This is a genomic window from Bifidobacterium apis (genome assembly GCF_036986835.1).
GTDB classification, from domain to species: domain Bacteria; phylum Actinomycetota; class Actinomycetes; order Actinomycetales; family Bifidobacteriaceae; genus Bombiscardovia; species Bombiscardovia apis_A.
On record NZ_BTXD01000001.1, the window covers coordinates 840,731 to 862,171 of the forward strand.

General features: G+C 65.3%; 17 protein-coding genes, 1 tRNA gene and 1 riboswitch. Of the genes, 14 read left to right on the forward strand and 4 right to left on the reverse strand.

What is annotated here, in order from left to right:
* Positions 1-15: 15 nt before the first annotated feature.
* Complete coding sequence (locus tag AACP62_RS03455; protein WP_101432515.1) at positions 16-1,368, reverse strand: ABC transporter ATP-binding protein; 1,353 nt, start codon at positions 1,366-1,368, stop codon at positions 16-18.
* A 20-nt stretch (positions 1,369-1,388) separates the two neighbouring features.
* Positions 1,389-3,128, reverse strand: a complete 1,740-nt coding sequence (locus tag AACP62_RS03460) for an ABC transporter permease (RefSeq protein WP_339346537.1) — start codon at positions 3,126-3,128, stop codon at positions 1,389-1,391.
* Positions 3,129-3,225: 97 nt separating this feature from the next.
* A riboswitch (M-box (ykoK) riboswitch) is annotated at positions 3,226-3,384 on the reverse strand.
* Positions 3,385-3,517: 133 nt separating this feature from the next.
* Here AACP62_RS03460 and AACP62_RS03465 point away from each other — a divergent pair.
* From AACP62_RS03465 to AACP62_RS03525, 13 genes are all read left to right on the forward strand, one after another.
* Complete coding sequence (locus tag AACP62_RS03465; protein WP_339346333.1) at positions 3,518-4,150, forward strand: NAD(P)H-dependent oxidoreductase; 633 nt, start codon at positions 3,518-3,520, stop codon at positions 4,148-4,150.
* The gene (locus AACP62_RS03470) at positions 4,147-5,310 is read left to right on the forward strand and encodes a glycosyltransferase family 4 protein (RefSeq protein WP_339346335.1); all 1,164 of its coding nucleotides are present in this window, start codon (positions 4,147-4,149) and stop codon (positions 5,308-5,310) included. Before AACP62_RS03465 ends, AACP62_RS03470 begins: the two co-directional genes overlap by 4 nt.
* 9 nt (positions 5,311-5,319) lie before the next feature.
* On the forward strand, positions 5,320-8,520 hold the full coding sequence (locus tag AACP62_RS03475; protein WP_339346337.1) for a UPF0182 family membrane protein: 3,201 nt from the start codon (positions 5,320-5,322) through the stop codon (positions 8,518-8,520).
* On the forward strand, positions 8,517-9,047 hold the full coding sequence (locus AACP62_RS03480) for a GNAT family N-acetyltransferase (RefSeq protein ID WP_339346338.1): 531 nt from the start codon (positions 8,517-8,519) through the stop codon (positions 9,045-9,047). Before AACP62_RS03475 ends, AACP62_RS03480 begins: the two co-directional genes overlap by 4 nt.
* Positions 9,048-9,087: 40 nt before the next feature.
* Positions 9,088-9,687, forward strand: coding sequence for an aminoacyl-tRNA hydrolase (pth, locus tag AACP62_RS03485; RefSeq protein WP_045935483.1), 600 nt, complete (start codon positions 9,088-9,090; stop codon positions 9,685-9,687).
* On the forward strand, positions 9,677-13,279 hold the full coding sequence (gene mfd / locus AACP62_RS03490) for a transcription-repair coupling factor (protein ID WP_339346343.1): 3,603 nt from the start codon (positions 9,677-9,679) through the stop codon (positions 13,277-13,279). Before pth ends, mfd begins: the two co-directional genes overlap by 11 nt.
* Before the next feature lie 43 nt (positions 13,280-13,322).
* Entirely contained in the window at positions 13,323-14,618 is a 1,296-nt protein-coding gene (gene eno / locus AACP62_RS03495; protein ID WP_024627326.1) for a phosphopyruvate hydratase, read from the forward strand.
* A 95-nt stretch (positions 14,619-14,713) separates the two neighbouring features.
* On the forward strand, positions 14,714-15,298 hold the full coding sequence (locus AACP62_RS03500) for an FtsB family cell division protein (protein WP_339346349.1): 585 nt from the start codon (positions 14,714-14,716) through the stop codon (positions 15,296-15,298).
* 56 nt (positions 15,299-15,354) lie between these two features.
* Positions 15,355-16,047 carry a DUF501 domain-containing protein gene (locus tag AACP62_RS03505; RefSeq protein ID WP_418904371.1) on the forward strand — a complete coding sequence of 231 codons (693 nt, stop codon included), beginning with the start codon at positions 15,355-15,357 and terminating at the stop codon, positions 16,045-16,047.
* Positions 16,048-16,058: 11 nt separating this feature from the next.
* On the forward strand, positions 16,059-17,060 hold the full coding sequence (locus tag AACP62_RS03510) for a Ppx/GppA phosphatase family protein (RefSeq protein ID WP_045936140.1): 1,002 nt from the start codon (positions 16,059-16,061) through the stop codon (positions 17,058-17,060).
* 24 nt (positions 17,061-17,084) lie between these two features.
* Positions 17,085-17,170, forward strand: a tRNA-Leu gene (locus tag AACP62_RS03515).
* A 90-nt stretch (positions 17,171-17,260) separates the two neighbouring features.
* Positions 17,261-17,668 carry an FKBP-type peptidyl-prolyl cis-trans isomerase gene (locus AACP62_RS03520; RefSeq protein WP_024627330.1) on the forward strand — a complete coding sequence of 136 codons (408 nt, stop codon included), beginning with the start codon at positions 17,261-17,263 and terminating at the stop codon, positions 17,666-17,668.
* A 105-nt stretch (positions 17,669-17,773) separates the two neighbouring features.
* Entirely contained in the window at positions 17,774-18,253 is a 480-nt protein-coding gene (locus tag AACP62_RS03525; RefSeq protein WP_024627331.1) for a GreA/GreB family elongation factor, read from the forward strand.
* Between the two features lie 178 nt (positions 18,254-18,431).
* Here AACP62_RS03525 and trhA read toward each other — a convergent pair whose 3' ends face one another.
* Positions 18,432-19,352 (reverse strand): PAQR family membrane homeostasis protein TrhA, encoded by a 921-nt coding sequence (gene trhA, locus AACP62_RS03530; protein ID WP_339346355.1) that lies wholly within the window; start codon positions 19,350-19,352, stop codon positions 18,432-18,434.
* Between the two features lie 166 nt (positions 19,353-19,518).
* Here trhA and AACP62_RS03535 point away from each other — a divergent pair, with 166 nt between their 5' ends.
* The gene (locus tag AACP62_RS03535) at positions 19,519-21,006 is read left to right on the forward strand and encodes a sensor histidine kinase (RefSeq protein WP_198179860.1); all 1,488 of its coding nucleotides are present in this window, start codon (positions 19,519-19,521) and stop codon (positions 21,004-21,006) included.
* Positions 21,007-21,104: 98 nt separating this feature from the next.
* Here AACP62_RS03535 and AACP62_RS03540 read toward each other — a convergent pair whose 3' ends face one another.
* Positions 21,105-21,383: a WhiB family transcriptional regulator gene (locus AACP62_RS03540; protein ID WP_015021978.1), complete on the reverse strand. Its 279-nt coding sequence runs from the start codon at positions 21,381-21,383 to the stop codon at positions 21,105-21,107.
* Positions 21,384-21,441: the final 58 nt, after the last annotated feature.

Consider the following 21,441-nt stretch of genomic DNA (forward strand, 5'->3'; position numbering starts at 1 on the left):
AGCTGTTGCAGTTGCTCACTCGGTGTGGTTCTCCGGGTCCAGGGTCAGCCGGTCGTCGTCGGCATCGTAGTCAAAGAGCTCGCCGTAGCGGCCCCAGGTGATGGCGGTGTCGAACTGCTGGACGGCCTCCTTGTCCGAGTGGTGGGCCCGCAGCAGGTCCAGGATCAGGGAGCCATGCAGGCTCTTGTCGTCGCTGTTCTTCAGGGCCCGGTCGATGATGCGGATCAGCGGAACGTGGTCCATCAGCATCCGTGAGAACATCTCCTTGCTCTCCAGAATGTCCGCGTCGTGCCAGGCACGGCCCTGGTCGGTCAGCCTGACGTGCCCGTTGTCCGCCTGGAAGATGCCCAGCATGAGTCCGGCGTCGATCAGGGGGAAGAGGTCGTCCACCTCGAAGGAGAGTTTGGCAGCCAGGTCGGCCAGGTCCATGCCGTTGGGCTGGTTGACCATGACATCGGCCAGACCGGCCAGGCCGCCGGGGGTGGCGTCGGGCAGGTTGCGTTCGGCGGTGTCCTCGTCCCGAACCGAGTCCCGCACGGCCTGACGGTTGCGCACCTTGGTCTGCAGACGGCGGCGGATGTCCTCGCTGTCACGCTGGCCGGTCAGGATGGAGTAGAGGTAGTCCACGCAGGACTGGAAGAGGTCGGACTGCTTGTCCCGAGGCCTGTCCAGGTTGATGGGCACGTTGGCGATGACCCGGCCGGGATGCGAGTCCAGGACCAGGACCCGGTCGGCCATCTCCACCGCCTCCTCGATGTTGTGGGTGACGATCAGGACCGACTTGACGCTGCCCGCCTCCTCGGACCAGACCTTGAGGACCTCCTGGCGGAGATTCTCGGCTGTCAGCACGTCCAGGGCCGAGAAGGGCTCGTCCATGAAGAGGGCGTCCGGCTTGAGGACCAGAGCACGGGCGATGCCCACGCGCTGGCGCATGCCGCCGGATAGCTCCTTGGGGTAGGCGCTTTCGAAGCCGTCAAGGCCGATGGCGTCGATGGCGGCCAGGGAGAGTTTCTCACGCTCCTTCTTGGGCACGCCCCGGGCCTGCAGACCCAGCTCGACGTTGTCCTTGACGGTCAGCCAGGGCATCAGGGCGAAGCTCTGGAAGACCAGGGCCACGCCGGGGTTGGGCCCGTCCAGCTGCTTGCCCCGGTATTCGACGCTGCCCTTGCTGGCCGGGACCAGGCCGGCCAGGATGCGCAGCAGGGTGGACTTGCCGGCGCCGGAGCGGCCCAGGATGGCCACCACCTCGCCCTCGTGCAGGGTGAAGTCGATGTTGTCCAGGACGGTCAGCTCCGCGCCCTTGTCGGACTGGTAGGTCTTGGTCACGTGCTCGGCCGTGATGATCCCGTTGGAATTGATCTTGGTCATTGTCGAACCTCTCAGACTTCTCATGTCAGGGAATAGCGCCGTTGTGCCAGTGATTGCAGGGGAGACCAGAAGAACCGGTCGGCCAGGACTACGAAGATGCTCATGACGGCCACCCCCAGGATGATGCGGGGGGTGTCGCCGGTGGCGGTCACCTGGGCGATGTAGGCACCCAGGCCCTTGGCCGTCAGCTCCGTCTTGCCGTAGGAGACCACCTCGGAGACGATGGAGGCGTTCCAGGCCCCGCCGGCCGCTGTGATGCCGCCGGTGCACCAGGAGCCGAACAGGGCCGGCAGGATCAGGGTCTTCCATCGCTGCCAGCGGTTCTGGCCCAGGCTGCGCGACATCTCCAGCAGGTCGTCGGGGATGGCCGAGGCCCCGGCGATGACGTTGAAGAGGATGTACCACTGGGTGCCCAGGGCCATGAGCAGGATGCTGCCCCAGTTGATGTCGATCCGCCAGATGATGAAGACCATGGTGACGAAGGGGAAGATGAAGTTGGCCGGGAAGGAGGCCAGAATCTGCACCAGGGGCTGCAGGTAGCGGGAGATGCGCGGATTCATGCCGATCAGGGCGCCGATGGGCACCCAGACGATGGTGCAGACCACCATCAGGATCAGCACCCGCAGGAAGGTCAGCAGGCCCAGCTGGAAGACGTGGCCGACCTCGCCCAGGCCCAGCGGGCGGATGACCAGGCGGTCCAGCTGCCAGAGACCCCACAGGCCGATCAGGGCCAGGCAGGCCCACCAGAGCAGGTCGCCTGTCCGCCTGCGTCCGCCGCCACGGCTCCAGCGCGCCCCGGTGCGGCCCAGGGGGCGGGTGATCCGGTCCAGCAGGTCGGCCAGGGGATGGCCCACCAGGCCCAAGAGGTCCTTGACCCCGGACAGGCGGATGACAGTCAGCACCAGGCTGCGCCGGGGCTCGGTGGACTGGCTGCTGGTGTAGCGGAACTTCTCGGCCCAGGCGGTCAGCGGCTTCCAGAGCAGGAAGTCAATCAATAGGACCACCACAATCATGGTCAGGATGGCCAGGCCCACCTTGCCCAGGTCCTGCTCGGCGGTGGCCTCCTCCACGAAGGAGCCGATGCCGGGCAGGGCCAGGGTCCTGTTGTTGACCGAGATCATCTCGGAGGCGGTCAGGAAGAACCAGCCGCCGCCCATGCTCATCATGCAGTTCCAGAGCAGGGGGATCATGGAGTTGGGCACGTCCAGCTTCCAGAAGCGCTGCCAGCGGGTCAGGCGCATCAGCCTCACCGCCTCGTCCAGGTCGGCGGGCTCACTGGTCAGGGAGTTATAGAAGGAGAAGGCCATGTTCCAGGCCTGGCTGGTGAAGATGGCGAAGATGGAGGCCGCCTCCACGCCCATGATGGACCCGGGGAAAAGGACCAGCCAGATGGAGATGGTGGCCGACAGGAAGCCCAGGACGGGCACCGACTGCAGAATGTCCAGCAGGGGGATGAGCACGGCGCCCAGGCGGCGGGAGCGCGCGGCGGCCAGGCCGTAGAGGAAGGCGAAGACCAGGGAGATGATCAGGGCCGTGAACATGCGGAAGAGGGAGCGAAGCGCGTAGTAGGGCAGGTTGGCCGGGTCGGTGGAGACGTGCGAGGGTACCCCGGCCGGGCCGATGGGCGCGCCCAGGGCCGGCAGCAGATAGGCCAGGGCCCCCAGCAGGACCAGAGCGCCTATGGCTACGGCCAGACCCGTCCATATGCGGGTGGAGCGCGATGCCTGGCTGCGGTCGTCGTTCAGTGGCGAACGGAGCATTCCTGGCAGTGCGACAGTATTCACGATGGCCTCCCTCCAAGGTGCGGAACATCCCTGTCGGCAGCCTCGAAGACGGCGTGGCGATCGGCCATGAGCCGACCATTGTCATCGTTCAAGCTTCGGCTTCGCATGGTATTTGGCCCTGCATTAGTCCCTGCCTTGATCCGACGGGGACTGTTGACCTGCGCGGGGTGTCTCCACCACTTTGCGGCAGCATGCCTTGTCCATGCGGTAGCTTCACCTACCGACCACCCAATAACATAGATGGGCCCAGGAGCAGTGTCAAGCATTTGCGAAACCAGCGTTGCCGTCCTTGCCAGGGCTGACAATGACAAGGGTCTGCACGCAGTCGGTGCAGGCGCGAAATGGAATGTAAGGAGCGAATCCCCATGAAGATCGTGGCAGTCACGGCCAACCCCGAACCCAAGAGTCTGACCGATGCGGCGGGCAACGCCCTGCTGGACGGTGCGGCCGAGGGCGGGGCTCGCACCGAGTTGATCGACCTTTGCGCCGAGGGGTTCAATCCCGTCTTCGGCATGGAGGACAGGACCCACTACCTGGGCCAGGGACCCATGCCCGAGGATGCCCAGGCCATGCAGGAGCGTATCAAGGATGCGGACGTGCTGGCCCTGGTCTTCCCCGTCTACTGGTACAGCATGCCGGCCATCATGAAGGGCTTCATCGACCGGGTCATCTGCCGGGGCTTCGCCTACCACGCTGACGGAACCCCGGGGGCCCTGGCCGGGCGCCGGGTGGAGCTGATCATGCTGACCGGCGGGGAAAAGGAATGGTACCAGTCCAGCGGCGTCGGTGAGGCCCTGGACAACCAGCTGCGCAGGCAGACCTTCCTCAAGTACTGCCAGGTCGCCCAGGTGGAGACCATCTATGTGGACAAGCTGGACTCGGGCAACGACGAGCAGCAGGCGCGGGAGGCCGCCGACCGGCACCTGGTGGCCTTGGCCTTGAAGGGTCGTCAGCTAGCTGCAGGAATCGAGCCCGGAGCAGGCCAGGACGCTCAGTGACGCTCAACATCGGGTTCGTCTTCGATGACACCCTGGATGTGTTTGACGGGGTTCAGCAGCACATTCTGACCCTGGGACGGGAGCTGGGCAGGCGGGGCCATAGGGTCCAGTACCTGGTCGGGCAGACCGCCCATCCGCCGGTTGACGGGGTTCATTCCCTATCCCGTAACGTCATGGTCTCCTTCAACGGCAACAGGATGCGCATACCGCTGCCTGCGCCCAAGGCGCCCATCCGCCGGGTCCTGGAGGCCGGGCACTTCGACCTGCTGCATGTTCAGGCACCCTACAGCCCCTTCCTGGCCGGGCGTGTCATCCGGGCCGCAGATCCGGCAACGGCCCTGGTGGCCACCTACCACATCGCCCCCACGGGAAACCTGCAGCTCTTGGGCGGCCGGTTGCTGGGGATGATCAACCGCAGAACCCATAGGCGCATCGACAGGGTCATCGCGGTCTCGCCTGTGGCGGCCGGCTATGCCCGGCGGACCGCCGGTGTGCCCAGCAGGGTGGTGGCCAATCCAGTGGATGTGGCTGCCCTGCGCCGGGCCCGACAGGCCGCCGGAGATCAGGAGGTGGCGCGACTGCACGGCCAGGGGCCGCATCTGGTCTTTCTGGGACGGTTCGTGGCCCGCAAAGGGGCTGGGATCCTGCTTTCGGCCCTCCAGGCGGGGGAGCGGGACGGCATTCTGCCTGAGGGCCTGCATGTGACCATGGCCGGCAAGGGCCCGCTGCTGGAGGACTGCCGTCGGAAGGCCGCTGTCCTGCGCACCCCGGTGGCTTTCCCCGGCTTTGTGGATGAGAAGGACAAGCCCGCCCTGCTGGCCTCCTCAGACCTGACCGTCTTTCCCTCCACCGGGGGTGAGTCCTTCGGCATCGTCCTGCTGGAGGCCATCGCCTCGGGCACGGCGCCGGTGCTGGCCGGGGACAATCCCGGTTACCGGTCCACCCTGATGGGCGATGAGCGGGCTCTGGTGCCCGTCGACTCGCCCAACACCCCCGAACTGCTGTCCCGGCGAGTTGCCCAGGCTCTGGGGGACGCTTCCTGGAGGCGGAACGTGCGCCATGACCAGATTGCGCTCCTGGACCGCTACGACGTGACCACGGTGGCCGATCAGGTGGAGGAGGTCTACCGGCAAGCCATTCAAGACCGCCGTCTCATGTAGGCTAGGTACATGTCATTCTTCGATTTCTTCGGTTCCATGTTCGACCCTATGGGCGGTCCAGGAGGACCAGGCCGGCGTCGCAATGAAGACGACCCGGTCATCCTGCACGTGCAAACCGATGGGGAGGCTCCCGGCCAGGAGGGCGGCGGTACGCCTCGTTTCCGCTTTCCCGGACCAGGTGATCCCCGGCTGACTTCCCGCAGGAAGGGCAGTGACGGGCCTTCCCGGGGCTCGCGGATCCTGGCGGTGGTTGTGGCCGTCGTCCTGGTCGTCTTGCTGCTCCTGTTCGCGCTCAGCCGTTTCATCACCGATGTCATGTGGTTCTCCCAGCTGGGAGCCGCGCAGATCGTCTGGACCCAGCTGGGCATCAAGGTGGGTCTATGGCTGGCCTACGCCCTGCTGCTGGCCGCGGTGACCCTGCTCTCGGCCATACTGGCCATCCGTAGCCGTCCCGATTCGCCCGACGGGTCCACCATCAGGGTCAAGGGTGATCTGATCGAGGTCGGCAAGGGGGTCTCCTCAAGCAGGGCCCTCAAGGTGGCCGTGGTGGTCTCCCTGGTCGTCGGTGTCTTCTTCGGCTTCCAGTTCAACGCCGACTGGAAGCAGGTGCTCCTGCTCTTCAATGCCCAGTCCTTCGGGGTGCGTGACCCCCAGTTCGGCCTGGACAACGGCTTCTACGTCTTCATCCTGCCCGGCCTGCAGCTGCTGGTCTCCTCCCTGCTGATGATGCTGCTGGCGGCCACGGTCTTCAGTCTGGTCACCAACTTCCTCATGGGCGGCATTCGGCTGACCATGCCCGTGCATGGACGCGGCATTCTGGAGATGACCCGTCCCGCCCGTCGCCAGGTGGCCGTCTGGCTGGTCCTGTTCATGCTGGTCTGGGCCGGTGACACCGCCCTGGGCGTCTTCGGCAGGCTGACCGAGGAGGGCGATCGGATCACCGGCGCCTCCTACACCTCGGTCAAGGCGGCCATCCCCGTCACCCTGATCATGTCCGTGGTCATGGCCCTGCTGGGCATCATCCTGGCCGTATGGATTCTGTGCTCACACACCCTTGAACCCGGCCGTGTCCATGCAGGGTCGCTCGGTTCGGCCGTCAAGCAGTGGCGGGTGCCCGTCCTGGCTGTGGCCGTCACCATCGTCCTGTCCCTGCTGCTGACCGTCTTCTGGCCGGCACTGGTCCAGCGCTTCCGGGTCAACCCCAATGCCCAGGAGATGGAGTCCGCCTACATCCAGCGCAACATTGCGGCCACCACCAAGGCCTATGGGCTTGACAAGCTCAAGACCGAGGCCTATGACGCCACCACCGAGGTCCAGTCGGGCGCCCTCTCCCGTGATGCGGAGACCACTGCACAGATTCGTCTGCTGGACCCCCAGGTGGTTTCCCCCACCTTCCGCCAGCTGCAGCAGTCCAAGCAGTACTACACCTTCGAGGACACCCTGGCCGTCGACAAGTACGACATCGACGGAGTCAGCCAGGATACGGTCATCGGCGCTCGCGAGCTGGACCTGGAGGGCAACGACAACCGCAACTGGGTCAATGACCACACGGTCTTCACCCACGGCTACGGCATCGTGGCCGCCTATGGCAACAAGGTCACCCCTGACGGGCAGCCCGAGTTCTTCGAGCAGGACATCCCCACCAAGGGCAAGCTGACCGACAGCCAGCACTACGAGCCGCGAATCTACTTCTCGCCCAACGCACCCGAGTATTCCATCGTCGGCGCGCCACAGGGTTCATCGGGCTGGGAGTTCGACTATCCGACCGGTTCCAAGGGAGCCACCAACACCTTCAAGGGCAACGGCGGCCCCTCGGTGGGCAACTTCCTGGCCCGGGTCCTCTACGCCATCCGCTTCGGATCCGACCAGATCCTCTTCTCGGACCGCGTCACCCCCGACTCGCAGATCCTCTACAACCGTTCACCCAAGGAGCGGGTGGCCCAGATCGCCCCCTATCTGACCCTGGACGGGCGCGTCTACCCGGCTGTGGTGGACGGCAGGGTCAAGTGGATCGTCGACGGCTACACCACCTCCGACGCCTACCCCTACTCCCAGAAGGTGGACCTGGGTCCCATCACCCAGGACACGACCACCCTGAGCTCCGAGGCAGTCAAGGGTCTGGGCTCCCAGAAGGCCAACTACATCCGCAACTCCGTCAAGGCCACGGTCGATGCCTACGACGGCTCGGTGGATCTGTATGCCTGGGATGCCAAGGATCCGGTGCTCAAGGCCTGGCAGAAGGTCTTCCCCGGCCAGTTCAAGCCGCTCTCGTCCATCTCGGGCGACCTGATGAGCCATATGCGCTACCCGGAGAGCCTGTTCAAGGTGCAGCGCCAGCTCCTTTCCCAGTACCACGTCAACTCGGCCAGCCAGTTCTTCTCCGGCGAGGACTTCTGGCAGACCCCCGTGGATCCGACCGGGAGCAGCAAGGAGCAGACAGCGGGGATCAAGCAGCCTCCCTACTATCTGACCCTACAGACCCCGGGGACCGACAGGCCCGCCTTCTCGCTGACCTCCACCTTCATCCCCGCCGGCACCTCCACCAGGGAGATCCTGACCGGATTCCTGTCCGTGGACTCCGACGCCGGGTCGACCAAGGGGGTGATAGGACCGGACTACGGGACCATCCGGCTGATGGAGCTGCCCAAGAATTCCAATGTGCCCGGCCCTGGGCAGGCCCAGAACAACTTCAATTCGGATGCTGCGGTCTCCACCGAGCTCAACCTGCTCCAGTCCGGGTCCACCAAGGTCAAACGCGGCAACCTGCTGACCCTGCCCATAGGCGGCGGACTGATCTACATCCAGCCGGTCTACGTGCAGTCCAGCGGCGCCACCAGCTTCCCCCTGCTCAAGCGGGTTTTGGTGGCCTTCGGAGATAAGGTCTCCTCCTCAGCGACGCTGGATGCGGCCCTTGACAAGACCTTCCAGGGCAACTCGGGCGCATCGGCAGGTGATGCCGACAATACCGGACGCACCAATTCCGATAAGTCCCCTGATTCCGATAAGGCCCCGGATAAGACCGCCGGGTCCAGCGGGGCGTCGGCGACAGGAGGGCAGGCCCTGAAACAGGCCCTGGACAAGGCCAACCAGGCCATGAGCGACGGCGATGCCGCCCTGAAGAAGGGCGACTTCAGCGCTTACGGCGAGGCGCAGAACCGCCTGCGCGAAGCCCTCAAGGAGGCCTCCGACCAGGAGGGCGGCAACAAGTGAGCGCCACCCCGCGCATCCGGCTCTGCCGTCGCGGGGACCTGGAGGCGGTCACCGCCATCTACAACCAGGCGGTCATGGACGGTGGTTCCACAGCGGATACGGCCCCGGTCAGCCTGGACCAGCGCCTGCAGTGGTGGCTGGGCCACGAGCCGGACCAGGGCCATCCGGTCCTGGTCCTGGAGCAGGAGGGCAAGGTGCTGGCCTTCGGCTCCCTGTCGGCCTACTACGACCGGACCGGCTACCAGGAGACCTGTGAGCTGGGCTACTACGTGGACCGCGACAGCCGTGGCCGGGGCTTGGGGGCCCTGATGGTCCATTCCCTGCTGGAGCGCGCCCAGCAGGAGGGCATGCGTCTGGCCGTGGCCATCATCTTCGATGACAACTCGGCCTCCAAGGCCCTGCTGCAGCGGTTCGGGTTCAGCCGCTTCGGCCTCCTGTCCCAGGCCGCCTGGGACAGGTTCGTCCTGCATGACGTCTCCTACTGGAGTCTGTCCCTTGAGCGTAAAGGGGTCGGGGAGCCTGTGTAGAATCTCACCGTCCCGTTCGAGAGCAGGAGGTATCACCTACATGGCATCCGATTTCTGGCTGATAGCCGGACTGGGCAACCCGGGTGACGAGTATGAGGGCACCAGGCACAACATGGGCTTCATGTGCGCCGATCTGCTGGCCGAACGATGGTCGGTCAACCTGCGCGACCACAAGGGTCTGGCCCAACTGGGCCGTGGCACCCTGGACCTTGACGGACGGCGCATACCCTTCTTCCTGGCCAAGCCGCTGACCTTCATGAACGACTCCGGCGACGCCCTGGCCTCCATTTGCTCCTACTACCACATACCCGTTGGCCGGGTCGTGGTCATCCATGACGACATGGACCTGGAGTTCGGCCGGATCAAGGTCAAGGCCGGCGGGTCCTCGGGCGGGCACAACGGCATCCGTTCCATCGACCGCTCCCTGGGCAGCAACGCCTACGCCCGGGTCCGTATGGGCGTGGGGCATGCCCGGAGGGGAACGGACGCCCACCGCCGCACTGTGGACTGGGTCCTGGGCACCTTTGTCGGCGATCAGCGCAAACGCCTGCCTGAGTTCCTGGCCGACGGTGCGGATGCCGCAGAAACCGTGATCACCAAGGGCCTCAGCCAGGCTCAGGAGCAGTTCAATGGTCGATGAGCATACCCAGAAGGCGGAGCCCCAGGAATCGCTGAACGGGTCCCTGCGTCCCCTCCTGGACGACTTGAAGGCGGATGCTGCCTTTACCGGATTGGTCCAAGGAGACTCCCAGCCTGCTGCCGACACCGACACCTCCCTCATGGTCCAGGCTCCCCAGGGCATCAGGCCAGCCCTGGCGGCCGCAGCAGCCGGACGTGCCCCGGTGGTTCTGGTCGTCCCCTCCGAGCGTGACGCCCAGGAGACGACCGGTGCCATCCGCTCCTGGTATGAGGGCGACCCGGATGATGTGGCTCTGCTGCGCTCCTGGGAGACCCTGCCACACGAGCGGCTCTCGCCCCGGGCAGACACCGTGGCCTCCCGGATGGCCGTCTTCAGGCGCCTGGCCCATCCGGTCCAGGACGACCCTGACTTCGGACCCATCCGCATCCTGGTCATGCCTGTGCGCTCCCTGCTGCAGCCGGTTGTCAAAGGCCTGCAGGATGTGGAGCCCCTGGTCTTCCTGCGCGGCCAGGAGCTGCCCCTGGATCAGGCAGTCCAAGCCCTGGTCCGCAATGCCTACACCCGGGTGGACCTGGTCATGGAGCGCGGCCAGTTCGCCGTCAGAGGCGGTATCCTGGATGTCTTCGTCCCCACCATGGCCCACCCGGTGCGCATCGAGTTCTTCGGCGACGAGGTGGACACCATCCGCAGCTTCCACGCCTCCGACCAGCGCACCTACGGCCCCGACCTGGATCGGATCTGGGCGCCGCCCTGCCGCGAGCTGCAGCTGACCGACCAGGTCCGGGCCCGCGCCCGCTCCCTGATCGGGAGCATCCCCAACGCCGACGACATGCTGGAGTCCATCGCCCAGGCCATTCCGGTGGAGGGCATGGAATCCCTTCTGCCTGCCCTGGTCGACGACCTGGTGCCGGTGGGGTCCATGCTGCCCGAGGGCGCTCTGATTCTGCTGTCGGAACCGCAGCTTCTGGCCCGCTCCGCCCAGGACCTGGTCAAGACCGCCAACGAGTTCCTGGCCGCCAGCTGGCATGTGGCCGCCTCAGGACAGGGCTCGGGCGCGCCCATCAGCTTCGACAGGGCCAGCTTCCTGGACTACGACGAGGTCATCTCATCCCTGGAGTACCGCAAGGGGGAGGTCTGGAAGCTGACCGACCTGTCGGTGGACCCGGACCGGGAGGGGGCCGAGCGTCTGGATGCCCTGGCTCCGGACCAGTACCGCGGCGACGAGGATCGGGCCGCTTCGGGCATCGCCTCCCTGCTGGAGCGCGGCGACCGGGTTGTGGTGACCGCTCCGGCCCAGGGGACGCTGAGCCGTCTGCGCCGGGCCGTACAGACCACTGGCGTTGTCGGGGTGGAGTACCACCGCTCCCTGGCCGTGGACGGCTTCGTGGACCAGTCCGCCCATCTGGCCCTGCTGACCGAACGTGACCTGACCGGCCGTACCAGCGTGGCCGCCGGAAGCAAGACCTCCAACCGTCGGCGCAAGGCCATCGACCTGGACGAGCTCAAGCCCGGCGACTACGTGGTCCACGACCAGCACGGCATCGGCCGCTTCCTGGGCATGCGTCAGCGCAGCGTGGGCGTGGGCCCCAGCAAGGGCAGCCGGGAGTATTTGGTCCTGGAGTACGCCCCTTCCAAGCGCAACGCCCCACCGGACAAGCTCTTCGTACCGGCCGACCAACTGGACCAGGTCAGCCGATACATCGGCGCCGAGATCCCCAGGCTCAACAAGCTGGGCGGATCCGACTGGTCGGCCACCAAGGCCAAGGCCCGCAAGCACGTCCACAAGATCGCCCAGGGCCTGGTCAAGCTCTACTCGGCCCGGCAGCGCACCAAGGGCTTCGCCTTCAGCCCGGACACCCCCTGGCAGAAGGAGCTGGAGGACGCCTTCCCCTACCAGGAGACCCCCGACCAGCTGACCGCCATCGACGAAGTCAAGGCTGATATGGAGAAGCCGGTGCCCATGGACCGTTTGATCTGCGGGGACGTGGGCTTCGGTAAGACCGAAATAGCCATCCGTGCCGCCTTCAAGGCCGTTCAGGACGGCAAGCAGGTGGTGGTCCTGGTACCCACGACCCTGCTGGTCCAGCAGCACTACCAGACCTTCACCGAGCGCTTCGAGGGCTTCCCGGTGGATGTGGCCGCCATGAGCCGCTTCCAGACCGCCAAGGAGAACCAGGCCACCATGGAGGGCCTGGCCAGCGGGGCCGTGGATGTGGTCATCGGCACCCATAAGCTGCTCAACCCGCGCATCCGCTTCAAGGATCTGGGCCTGATGATCGTGGACGAGGAGCAGCGCTTCGGCGTGGAGGCCAAGGAGACCCTCAAGGCCATGCGGACCAACGTGGACGTCCTGTCCCTGTCGGCCACGCCCATTCCACGCACCCTGGAGATGGCGGTGACCGGCATCCGGGAGATGTCCACCCTGGCCACGCCCCCCGAGGACCGCCTGCCTGTGCTGACCTATGTGGGCGCCTACGAGGACGCCCAGGTGACTGCGGCCATTCGCCGCGAGCTCCTGCGCGGGGGCCAGATCTTCTACATCCACAACCGGGTGGAGGACATCGGCAAGGTCTCGGCCAAGGTGCAGACCCTGGTCCCCGAGGCCAAGGTGGGCGTGGCCCACGGCAAGATGGGGGAGAAGCAGCTGGACGGGGTCATCCGCGACTTCTGGCACCGGGACATCGATGTGCTGGTCTGCACGACCATCGTCGAGACCGGACTGGATATCCCCAACGCCAACACGCTGATCGTGGACCGGGCCGACCGCTTCGGGCTCTCCCAGCTCCACCAGCTGCGCGGCCGGGTGGGACGTGGCCGGGAGCGCGCCTACGCCTACTTCCTCTACGACCCCAGCAAGCCCATGACCCAGACCGCCCACGACAGGTTGGCCACCATCGCCCAGAACACGGCCCTGGGGTCCGGCTACGACGTGGCCATGAAGGACCTGGAGCTGCGCGGCACCGGCAACCTGCTGGGCGACGAGCAGTCCGGCCACATCGAGGGGGTCGGCTTCGACCTCTACGTGCGCATGGTCTCCGAGGCGGTGGAGGAGTACAAGGAGCCCGGGCGGACCGAGCCGGTCACCGTCAGCATCGACCTGCCCCTGGAGGCCTCCATTCCGGTGGACTACATCGACTCGGACAAGCTGCGTCTGGAGGCCTACCGCAAGTTGGCCTCGGCCCGCAACGAGCAGGATCTGCGCGACCTGCACGAGGAGCTGACCGACCGATACGGACGTCCGCCGGCCCAGTTCGACACCCTCTTCGCGGTGGCCAGGCTGCGGGCCAAGGCTCGCTCCCTGGGCATTTCGGAGATCGCCTCCCAAGGCTCCCGGGTACGGATCAGGCCTGTGACCATGCCCGACTCCCTCCAGGCCAGGATCGCACGAATATACAAGGGCAGCCAGTACCGTCCGGTGACGCAGACCCTGCTGATCCCAGCGCCCTTCGCGGGCTCCCTGGGTTCGGGACCCATGGATTCGGCGGCCATGACCGCCTGGGTGGACACCCTGCTGGACGACCTGGCCTGGGGGCTGCCCAAGTCCTCGGACGATGGCACGCCAGCGGGTCCCGCGCCCGTCCAACAAAACTAGTATCCTGTAAGAGACATCACAACAACTTATTGAAGGAGCAGTTGTGGCAGCAATTGAAAGCGTGTTCGCGCGCGAAATTCTTGATTCCCGTGGCAACCCGACCGTCGAGGTCGTTCTGCAGACCGAGGACGGCGCCGAGGGGCGTGGTCTGGTTCCCTCCGGTGCTTCCACCGGCGAGGCCGAGGCCTGGGAACGTAGGGATGGCGACAAGAAGCGCTATCAGGGCAAGGGTGTGCTGGACGCCGTCAAGGCGGTCAATGAGACCATCGCTCCCAATGTCATCGGCATGGACGCCACCGATCAGCGCGCCCTGGACGAGACCATGATTGATCTGGACGGAACCCCCAACAAGGGCAAGCTGGGCGCCAACGCCATCCTGGGCGTCTCCCTGGCTGCGCTCTATGCGGCTGCCGAGTCCGCCGAACTGCCTCTCTACCGCTACCTGGGCGGCACCAACGGCCACATCCTGCCCGTGCCCAACATGAACATCATGAACGGTGGCGCCCATGCTGACTTCGCCACCGACATCCAGGAGTACATGATCTCCCCCTACGGCTTCGACTCCTACCGGGAGGCCCTGCGCGCCGGCGTCGAGGTCTACCACACCCTCAAGGGCATCCTGAAGAAGGACGGCCACGAGACCGGCCTGGGCGACGAGGGCGGCTTTGCCCCCAAGATGAAGTCCAACGAGGACTCCCTGAAGTACATCGTCGATGCCATTGAAGCCGCCGGCTACGAGCCCGGCAAGCAGATCGGCCTCTGCCTGGACGTGGCCTCCTCGGAGTTCTACAACAAGGACACCGACAAGTACCACTTCGACGGCGAGGACCGCGACGCCGACTACATGCTGGACTACTACCAGGGCCTGGTCGAGCGCTACCCGCTGGTCTCCATCGAGGATCCCTTCGCTGAGGAGGACTGGGGCGCCTGGCAGAAGATCACCGCCGCCATGGGCGACCGCCTGCAGTTCGTGGGCGACGACCTGCTGGTGACCAACCCCAAGAGACTGCAGAAGGGCATCGACCTGAAGGCCGCCAACTCCCTGCTGGTCAAGCTCAACCAGATCGGCACCGTGACCGAGACCCTGGACGCCATCGAGCTGGCCACCGCCAACGGGTTCACCTCCATGGTTTCCCACCGTTCCGGCGAGACCTCCGACACCACCATCGCCGACCTGGCCGTGGCCAAGAACACCCGCCAGATCAAGACCGGCGCCCCGGCCCGTGGCGAGCGCATCGCCAAGTACAACCGTCTGCTGGAGATCGAGGAGGAGCTGGGCTCCACCGCCGAGTACGCCGGCTACAGCGCCTTCAAGGCCTGCAAGAAGTACACCAAGTAAGGTCTTGCCGGTCGGGCCGGACCCCCTGCAGGTTTTGACCCGACCGTGAAGTCTTTCACCCGTGGCGGTCCGCGTCGGCTGCCGCGGGTATTTTTATGGGTATGGCCAAGAACAGACGTGACGGCACCGACCGGCGGACAAGCAGGCGGTCGTCGGGACCCATCACCTTCTTTGTGGCGGTCATCATCGTGGCCCTGGGTCTGATCCAGCTGGTCTCCACCTTCCACGCCTACGCCATCAATCTTTCCGAGCTCAACGGCCTGCGCAACCAGCAGGCCCAGCTTGTCGAGCACAAGCGTGACCTGGAGAACCAGATTCGGCGCTGGGACGACAAGGCCTATGTGACCGCACAGGCCCGGGATCGGCTGGGATTCGTCTTCCCCGACGAGGAGGCCATCAGGGTCCTGCATCCGGAGGCGGTTACGGGCGGCAAGGACAAGGACCAGGCCGACAGCAAGGGGGTTCGGGCTCCCAGGAAGAACTCCCTGCCCTGGTATCAGGAGATGGCCTATTCCTTCGCCAAGGCCGACCGGGATCCGTCGGCCAATAGGAGCAAGGGGGGCACGGATCAGCATCCTGGCGACGGAGCCGGTCCGAGCGGATCGGCTGGCCCAGCTGGTTCCAACAGTCCAGGTGGCTCCGACGGCCCCTCTCCATCCAAGGGCGGGGGAGGACAGTGAACCCCGACGGTTGATGAACTTAGCGGCAGCAAAGAATCAGGAAAGATGAGGACAGCGTGATCAAGGCCCAGGAAAGGCCCCAGGCAGCAGTGGAATCCCAAGGCGGGGACAAGGCCCGGGTCGAGCCTGAAGTCTCCAGCCTGGTCGGCGACCGGGAATTGGCAGCGGTCAGAGATAGAGTCCAGGAGCTTCTGGCGACTCCGGCCACACCGGAGCAGGTAGCCGTCGTGAACCGGCAGCTGGGCCGCTATCCGAGGGGCATGGTGGCCGTGGGCGCCCGCTGCGTCTGCGGCAATCCGCTGGCTGTGGTCACCCGGCCCCAGTTGGAGGATGGCACGCCCTTTCCGACCACCTGCTATCTGACCAGCCCTGAGGCCGTCAAGGCCGTCTCCCGGCTGGAGGCCGACGGCGTCATGGCCGCCTGGAATACCGAGCTGGGTTCGGATGCGGACCTGGCCAGCGCCTACCGTAGGGCCCATGGGCTCTATCTGGCCTTCCGTTCTGCCCTGGCCCGGCGGTTGGGCGACGACGAGGGGCACATCGCCGGAATCTCGGCCGGTGGCATGCCCAAGCGGGTCAAGTGTCTACATGCTCTGACCGCACAGTCCCTGGTCATGGGCTCTGGGATCAATCCACTGGGCGACCGTGTCCTGGACCTGGTGCGTCGGGTGTTCGATCCGCAGGTCTGCAGGTGTGCCCAGCCCTGGACCGGGACATCCCAACAAGAGAACCGGCAGGAGAGGCAATGAAGGGGGTTTCCATGGATCAGGTGACGGTGGCGGGCGTGGATTGCGGCACCAACTCCATACGTCTGCTGATAGCCCGGGTGGACCGACAGGGGCTCCATCCGGTGGCGCCCAGGCTGATGCGGGTCATCAGGCTGGGGGAGGGCGTGGACCGCAACCACCGCTTTTCCGACCAGGCCCTTGAGCGTGCCTTTGAGGCCTGTCGGCTCTTCGCCCGGCAGCTGCAGGAGCACCCTGTGGATGGCCTGCGCTTTGTGGCCACCTCGGCCACCAGGGATGCCGACAACCGAGAAAGTTTCGAAGAGGGTGTGCGCTCCATCCTGGGGGTCACGCCCGAGGTCATCAGTGGCTCCCAGGAGGCCTCCCTGAGTTTTCTGGGCGCGGTCAGCGTGCTTGAGCAGCGCGGCAGTGACGATATGCCACCTGCGCCCTACCTGGTGGTCGACCTGGGTGGCGGCTCCACCGAGTTGGTCCTGGGCGGGGACGGGAGCGATCTGCCTGTCGACCAGGTCAAGGCCTCCTACTCCATGAACATCGGCTCCGTGCGGATGACCGAGCGCCATCTGCTGGACGATCCGCCCACCCAGGAGCAGATCGACCAGGCACTTGAGGATGTTGACGGCTGGATCGACCGGGCCTTCGACCAGGTCCCTGTAGCCGGTGTAGGCAGTCTGATCGGGGTCTCCGGCACGGTCACCACCATGAGCGCACTGGCCCTGGGATGCAAGGTCTACGATCGCCATGCTGTCGATGGCCGGTCCATTCCGGTCGATGCGGCCCGCCGGGTTGACGACCAGGTGCTGAACATGAGCCGGCAGGAACGTAGGGAGCTCAAGGCCATCCATCCCGGGCGTGTGGATGTGATCGGCGGCGGTGCCCTGATCTGGAGCCGTTTGCTGGAGCGTCTCGGTCGGGCCAGTCCCAGTGCGCTGGCTTCGGGAACCTATGTGGCCAGCGAGCACGGCCTCCTGGACGGCCTGGTCCTGGACTACGGTCGGACCCTCCTGCGCGAATGATATACTAAGGCGTTATGGGTTCCGGCCCCGGTGGCGAAATGGTATACGCATCGGACTTAAAATCCGCCGCCTTCACCGGCTTGTGGGTTCGATTCCCACCCGGGGCACCAAGGCCTCATCGGCTTGGACGGCAGTGTCGCAACTTGTCACCCGGCCGACGAACCGATACTCTGGTACGCAAGAAAACCAAAGGAGTTGTCATGAGTGACCAATCCATGCCCGAGGTGAACGCCGAATTCGGCGCCACGCCGACCATAACCTTCCATGGTCCGGCACCCAGCGGGCTGCGCGCCGTGGAGCTGGTCGAGGGGGACGGGCCTGTCGTCCGCAAGGGCGATACCGTCACCGTCAACTATCACGGCGTCGTTTGGGGTTCGGATCAGGTCTTCGACTCCAGCTTCCAGCGTCATCAGCCGGCCAGCTTCGGCATCGGCGTGGGGCAGGTCATTCGCGGCTGGGACCAGACGGTGCCCGGTCACAACGTGGGGTCCAGGTTGGTGGTCTCCATTCCGCCGGAGTACGGATATGGTCGTCAGGGGATGCCCCAGGCGGGCATCGGCGGCGACGATACCCTGGTTTTCGTGATTGACATCATATCGACACGGTAGACAAAGGTCTCCAGGCGCCGGTGAGGGCCGGCGCCTTTTTCATACCCTTGACTTTGCAGTTCAGGTCGGGCCACGAGACAAGTGCATCAAACAAGGAGGAATCACATGGCTGAGGAAAAGACGATTCTGCTGACACAGGCCGCTTACGACAAGCTGAAGGAGGAGCTTGACCACCGTCAGGGCGAGTACCGCGACGAGATCACCGAACGCATCGCGGCGGCTCGGGCCGAGGGTGATCTGAGCGAGAACGGCGGCTATCAGGCTGCCCGCGAGGAGCAGGGCAAGAACGAGGGGCGGATCAACGAGCTGATCGTCAAGCTTCGCAACGCCAAGATCCTCAAGGCCCCCAAGGCGGGCACGGTAGGCAACGGCTCCCTGGTGACCCTGACCATGGCCGGCAACGAAATGGTCTATGTGCTGGGCTCCAGGGATCTGACGGTGGCCACCGACTACGATGTCATCAGCCCCGAGTCGCCCATCGGCGCGGCCCTTATGGGCGCCAAGAAGGGCCAGACCGTGACCTACAAGGCTCCCAATGGCAAGGACATCTCGGTCACCGTCAAGGATGCCCAGCCCCTCAAGTAGCGGGACGACCCCTCACCATCCCAGCCCGGCCTGAATGAAGCCGCTCCCCGCCATGGTCGACGGAGGGCGGCTTCTTCTATAAGAGACCGCTCTATGGGCGACCGCTTGATTCGTACGGCAGACCGACGGTCTTTGTTGGGCGGAGCTTGATGAAAAGACCGCCAGGCTGGCCATTTGTTCAGCGCAGATTGCAGACCACCAGGTAGATGGCCACGATATGGCAGGCGTAGCCGATGACCGTGCCGCAGTGGAAGATCTCATGGAAGCCGAATACCCGGGGCCAGGGGTCCGGCCGGCGCAGACCGTAGACAATCGCCCCAAGGATGTAGGCCAGGCCACCGGCCACGATCAGCCACACCACCGGCGGACCGGCCATGGGGGAGTCCCAGAAGAGTTTCAGGAAGCCCACGCCCGAGACTCCGAAGACCACGTAGACCAGGGTGTAGAGCCAGCGGGGAGCATCGATCCAGAAGACGTGGACGATCATGGCCACCAGGCTGGCCCCCCACATGCCCAGGATGATGATCCGCCGCCAGAAGGGGTCCAGCGCGAAGGAGATCGGCGTGTAGGTGCCGGCGATGAGCAGGAAGATGTTGACATGGTCCAGGCGGCGCAGCACATCCGTGGTCCCCGGGGTCCAGTCGCCCAAGTGGTAGAGGGCCGAGTTGCCGAAGAGGGCCAGCGAGGCGACCATGAAGACCGCACAGGCCAGTTTGAGACCAGTGCCGTGGGCCAGGCAGATCAGCACGATGCCGGCGGCCAGGGCCAGCGGGGCCGCTACAGCGTGGATCCAGCCACGCAGCAGGGGTTTGGGGCGGCCGTGCACGTCCAGGCGGACCTTGCGCTCGATCTCCATGTCGGGGATGCCCTCAATCCTCGAGGCCTTGATCTCAGCCTTGGCCATGATCCGCGCGGCCTTGGCCTTGGCCTTGGCGCGCACCGCGTCGGCCCTGGCCTGCAGATGGGCCTCGTGGGCCACCTCTGCGTCCTTGCGCAGGTAGGTCAGCTCCTGGCGGCGCTGCTGGCGGCGGCGTTCGAGATCGGGATCGACCTCCTGATCCTCGGACGGTCTGCCGTCCTCGCTGGTCCTGGTTGCCATGGCCCTCCCTTGGCCCCTGACTGGTCCGGGCCTGTCGGGTCCGGTCGCCGGGGCGAAACATCCGTCAACCACCCTACCGCAGACCTATGTATTGGACGCGCATGTCATCATCGCCCTTGGCATGACCCGCCTGTCCGCTTCCGAGGGCCCTTTGTATGATGGGGGCATGGCTGATTTTTCCGAGATTCTGGCATCCTGTGACGACTGTAATGAGGAGGACCGCGAGTGGCTCCACCACCTGGTGGCCGACTGGCAGGTCATCGCCGATCTGAGCTTTGCCGACCTGCTGCTCCTCCTGCGCACGGGCGAGGGGGAGTTCACCGTGGCCGAGCAGTGCCGGCCCTCTACGGTCATGTCCCTGCGGACCGAGGATGTGGTGGGGGAGCACTTCCCGGCGGATCAACGTGAGGAGCTGGAGGCTGCCATGCGGTCCAAGGGGGTGTTGCGGTCCAACAAGCTGCGCACCATCGGCCGCGCCACGGTCTGCGATGTCTACGCTCCCATCCGACACCAGGGCAAAACCCTGGGCCTGGTGGTCCGCGAGACCAATATGGCCACCCGCGAGTCCAACGGCCGTTACGAGAGCGAGAGCATCAACGCGGGTAAGGAGCTCTTCGAGATGATCACCCGCGGCGAGTTCCCCTACGCGGATTCGGTGCTCAACCAGCGGCACAACGCCAGGGTGGCCGACGGTTTCTTTGTGCTGACGGCAAGCGGCGTGGTGCGCTACGCCTCTCCAAACGCCATCAGTTGCTTCCGCAGACTGGGCTCGGTGGAGACCATGATCGGCCAGTACCTGAGCGAGATCGGAACCTCCCTGCTCAAGGAGAACGATCCGGTGCCCGACTCCCTGCCGCTAGTCCTGTCGGGCAAGGCGGCTGTTGATTCGGAACTGGACGCCAACGGGTCGGCCGTCTCCATGCGTTCCCTGCCCCTGTACGGCAAGCAGGGAAGGACGGGCGCCATCGTGCTCTGCCGGGACGTGACCGAGCTGCGCCGCCGGGAGAAGGAGCTGCGGACCAAGGATGCCACCATCTCCGAGATCCACCACCGGGTCAAGAACAACCTCCAGGCCGTGTCGGCCCTGCTGCGACTGCAGGCCAGGCGCACCAAATCCGAGGAGGTCCGCAAGGAGCTGGAGGAGGCCCAGCGCCGCGTCCAGACCATCGCCGTGGTTCACGAGGGGCTCAGCCAGACCGCCGACGAGATTGTGGACTTCGACAAAGTGATCGCCAACCTGCTGAAGATGAGCGTGGACCTGGCCACCACCAGCGACCAGCACATCACCATCTCCTACGTGGGCAAGTTCGGGATGATGCCTGCCCAGGATGCCACACCTCTGTCCCTGGTGCTGACCGAGCTGGTCAACAACGCGGTCGAGCATGGTTTTGAGGGCCGTGACGAGGGGCATATCACCATATCGGTGGGCCGTGGCGGCAACAACCTCAACGTGGTGGTCGAGGATGACGGCAACGGTTACAGCACCGAGTCGGATCAGGGCCAGGCTCGTTCCACCGGGTCCGGTCTGGGGACACAGATCATCAACACTTTCGTCACCAACGACTTCGGCGGCACGGTCAAGTGGGAGCCCCGTCGGGATGGCGGCACCCGGGTGGTCATCAACATCAAGCTGCGAGTGGCCCAGGACGTGTGATGCCGGGAAGCTTGTAGCAAGGGGTACGTTTCGGAAAAAGAAAGGGGGCGACGGCATCAAGCCGTCGCCCCTCTGCTGTTTGGCGCAATCGGGAAGATTCAGGACTGCATCTGCATGGCCTGGGACCTGCGCGCACGCATGGCCCGGCGCTTCAGAGCCCTGCGTTCGTCTTCGCTCAGTCCGCCCCAGACGCCGTAATCCTGATTGGTGTCCAGTGCGCACTTCAGACAGGCGTCAATGACCTTGCAGGTCCGGCACACGGCCTTGGCCTCCTCGATCTGTTGATAGGCTGCACCTGTGTTGCCGACGGGGAAGAACAGCTCAGGGTCCTTGTCACGGCAAGCAGCCTTAGCGCGCCAATCAAACGCATTACTCATCTACCTAAGCCTCCAAGAAGTTTTTATCGGTGCTTTATCACTACCCTATGCAAGATAA

Excerpts from the sequence above, each read along its gene's own strand:
- AACP62_RS03455 (WP_101432515.1), bottom strand. The coding sequence starts at position 1,368 with ATGACCAAGATCAATTCCAACGGGATCATCACGGCCGAGCACGTGACC.
- AACP62_RS03460 (WP_339346537.1), bottom strand. The coding sequence starts at position 3,128 with ATGCTCCGTTCGCCACTGAACGACGACCGCAGCCAGGCATCGCGCTCC.
- AACP62_RS03465 (WP_339346333.1), top strand. The coding sequence starts at position 3,518 with ATGAAGATCGTGGCAGTCACGGCCAACCCCGAACCCAAGAGTCTGACC.
- AACP62_RS03475 (WP_339346337.1), top strand. The coding sequence starts at position 5,320 with ATGTCATTCTTCGATTTCTTCGGTTCCATGTTCGACCCTATGGGCGGT.
- pth (WP_045935483.1), top strand. The coding sequence starts at position 9,088 with ATGGCATCCGATTTCTGGCTGATAGCCGGACTGGGCAACCCGGGTGAC.
- mfd (WP_339346343.1), top strand. The coding sequence starts at position 9,677 with ATGGTCGATGAGCATACCCAGAAGGCGGAGCCCCAGGAATCGCTGAAC.
- AACP62_RS03500 (WP_339346349.1), top strand. The coding sequence starts at position 14,714 with ATGGGTATGGCCAAGAACAGACGTGACGGCACCGACCGGCGGACAAGC.
- AACP62_RS03510 (WP_045936140.1), top strand. The coding sequence starts at position 16,059 with ATGGATCAGGTGACGGTGGCGGGCGTGGATTGCGGCACCAACTCCATA.
- AACP62_RS03520 (WP_024627330.1), top strand. The coding sequence starts at position 17,261 with ATGAGTGACCAATCCATGCCCGAGGTGAACGCCGAATTCGGCGCCACG.
- AACP62_RS03525 (WP_024627331.1), top strand. The coding sequence starts at position 17,774 with ATGGCTGAGGAAAAGACGATTCTGCTGACACAGGCCGCTTACGACAAG.
- trhA (WP_339346355.1), bottom strand. The coding sequence starts at position 19,352 with ATGGCAACCAGGACCAGCGAGGACGGCAGACCGTCCGAGGATCAGGAG.
- AACP62_RS03535 (WP_198179860.1), top strand. The coding sequence starts at position 19,519 with ATGGCTGATTTTTCCGAGATTCTGGCATCCTGTGACGACTGTAATGAG.
- AACP62_RS03540 (WP_015021978.1), bottom strand. The coding sequence starts at position 21,383 with ATGAGTAATGCGTTTGATTGGCGCGCTAAGGCTGCTTGCCGTGACAAG.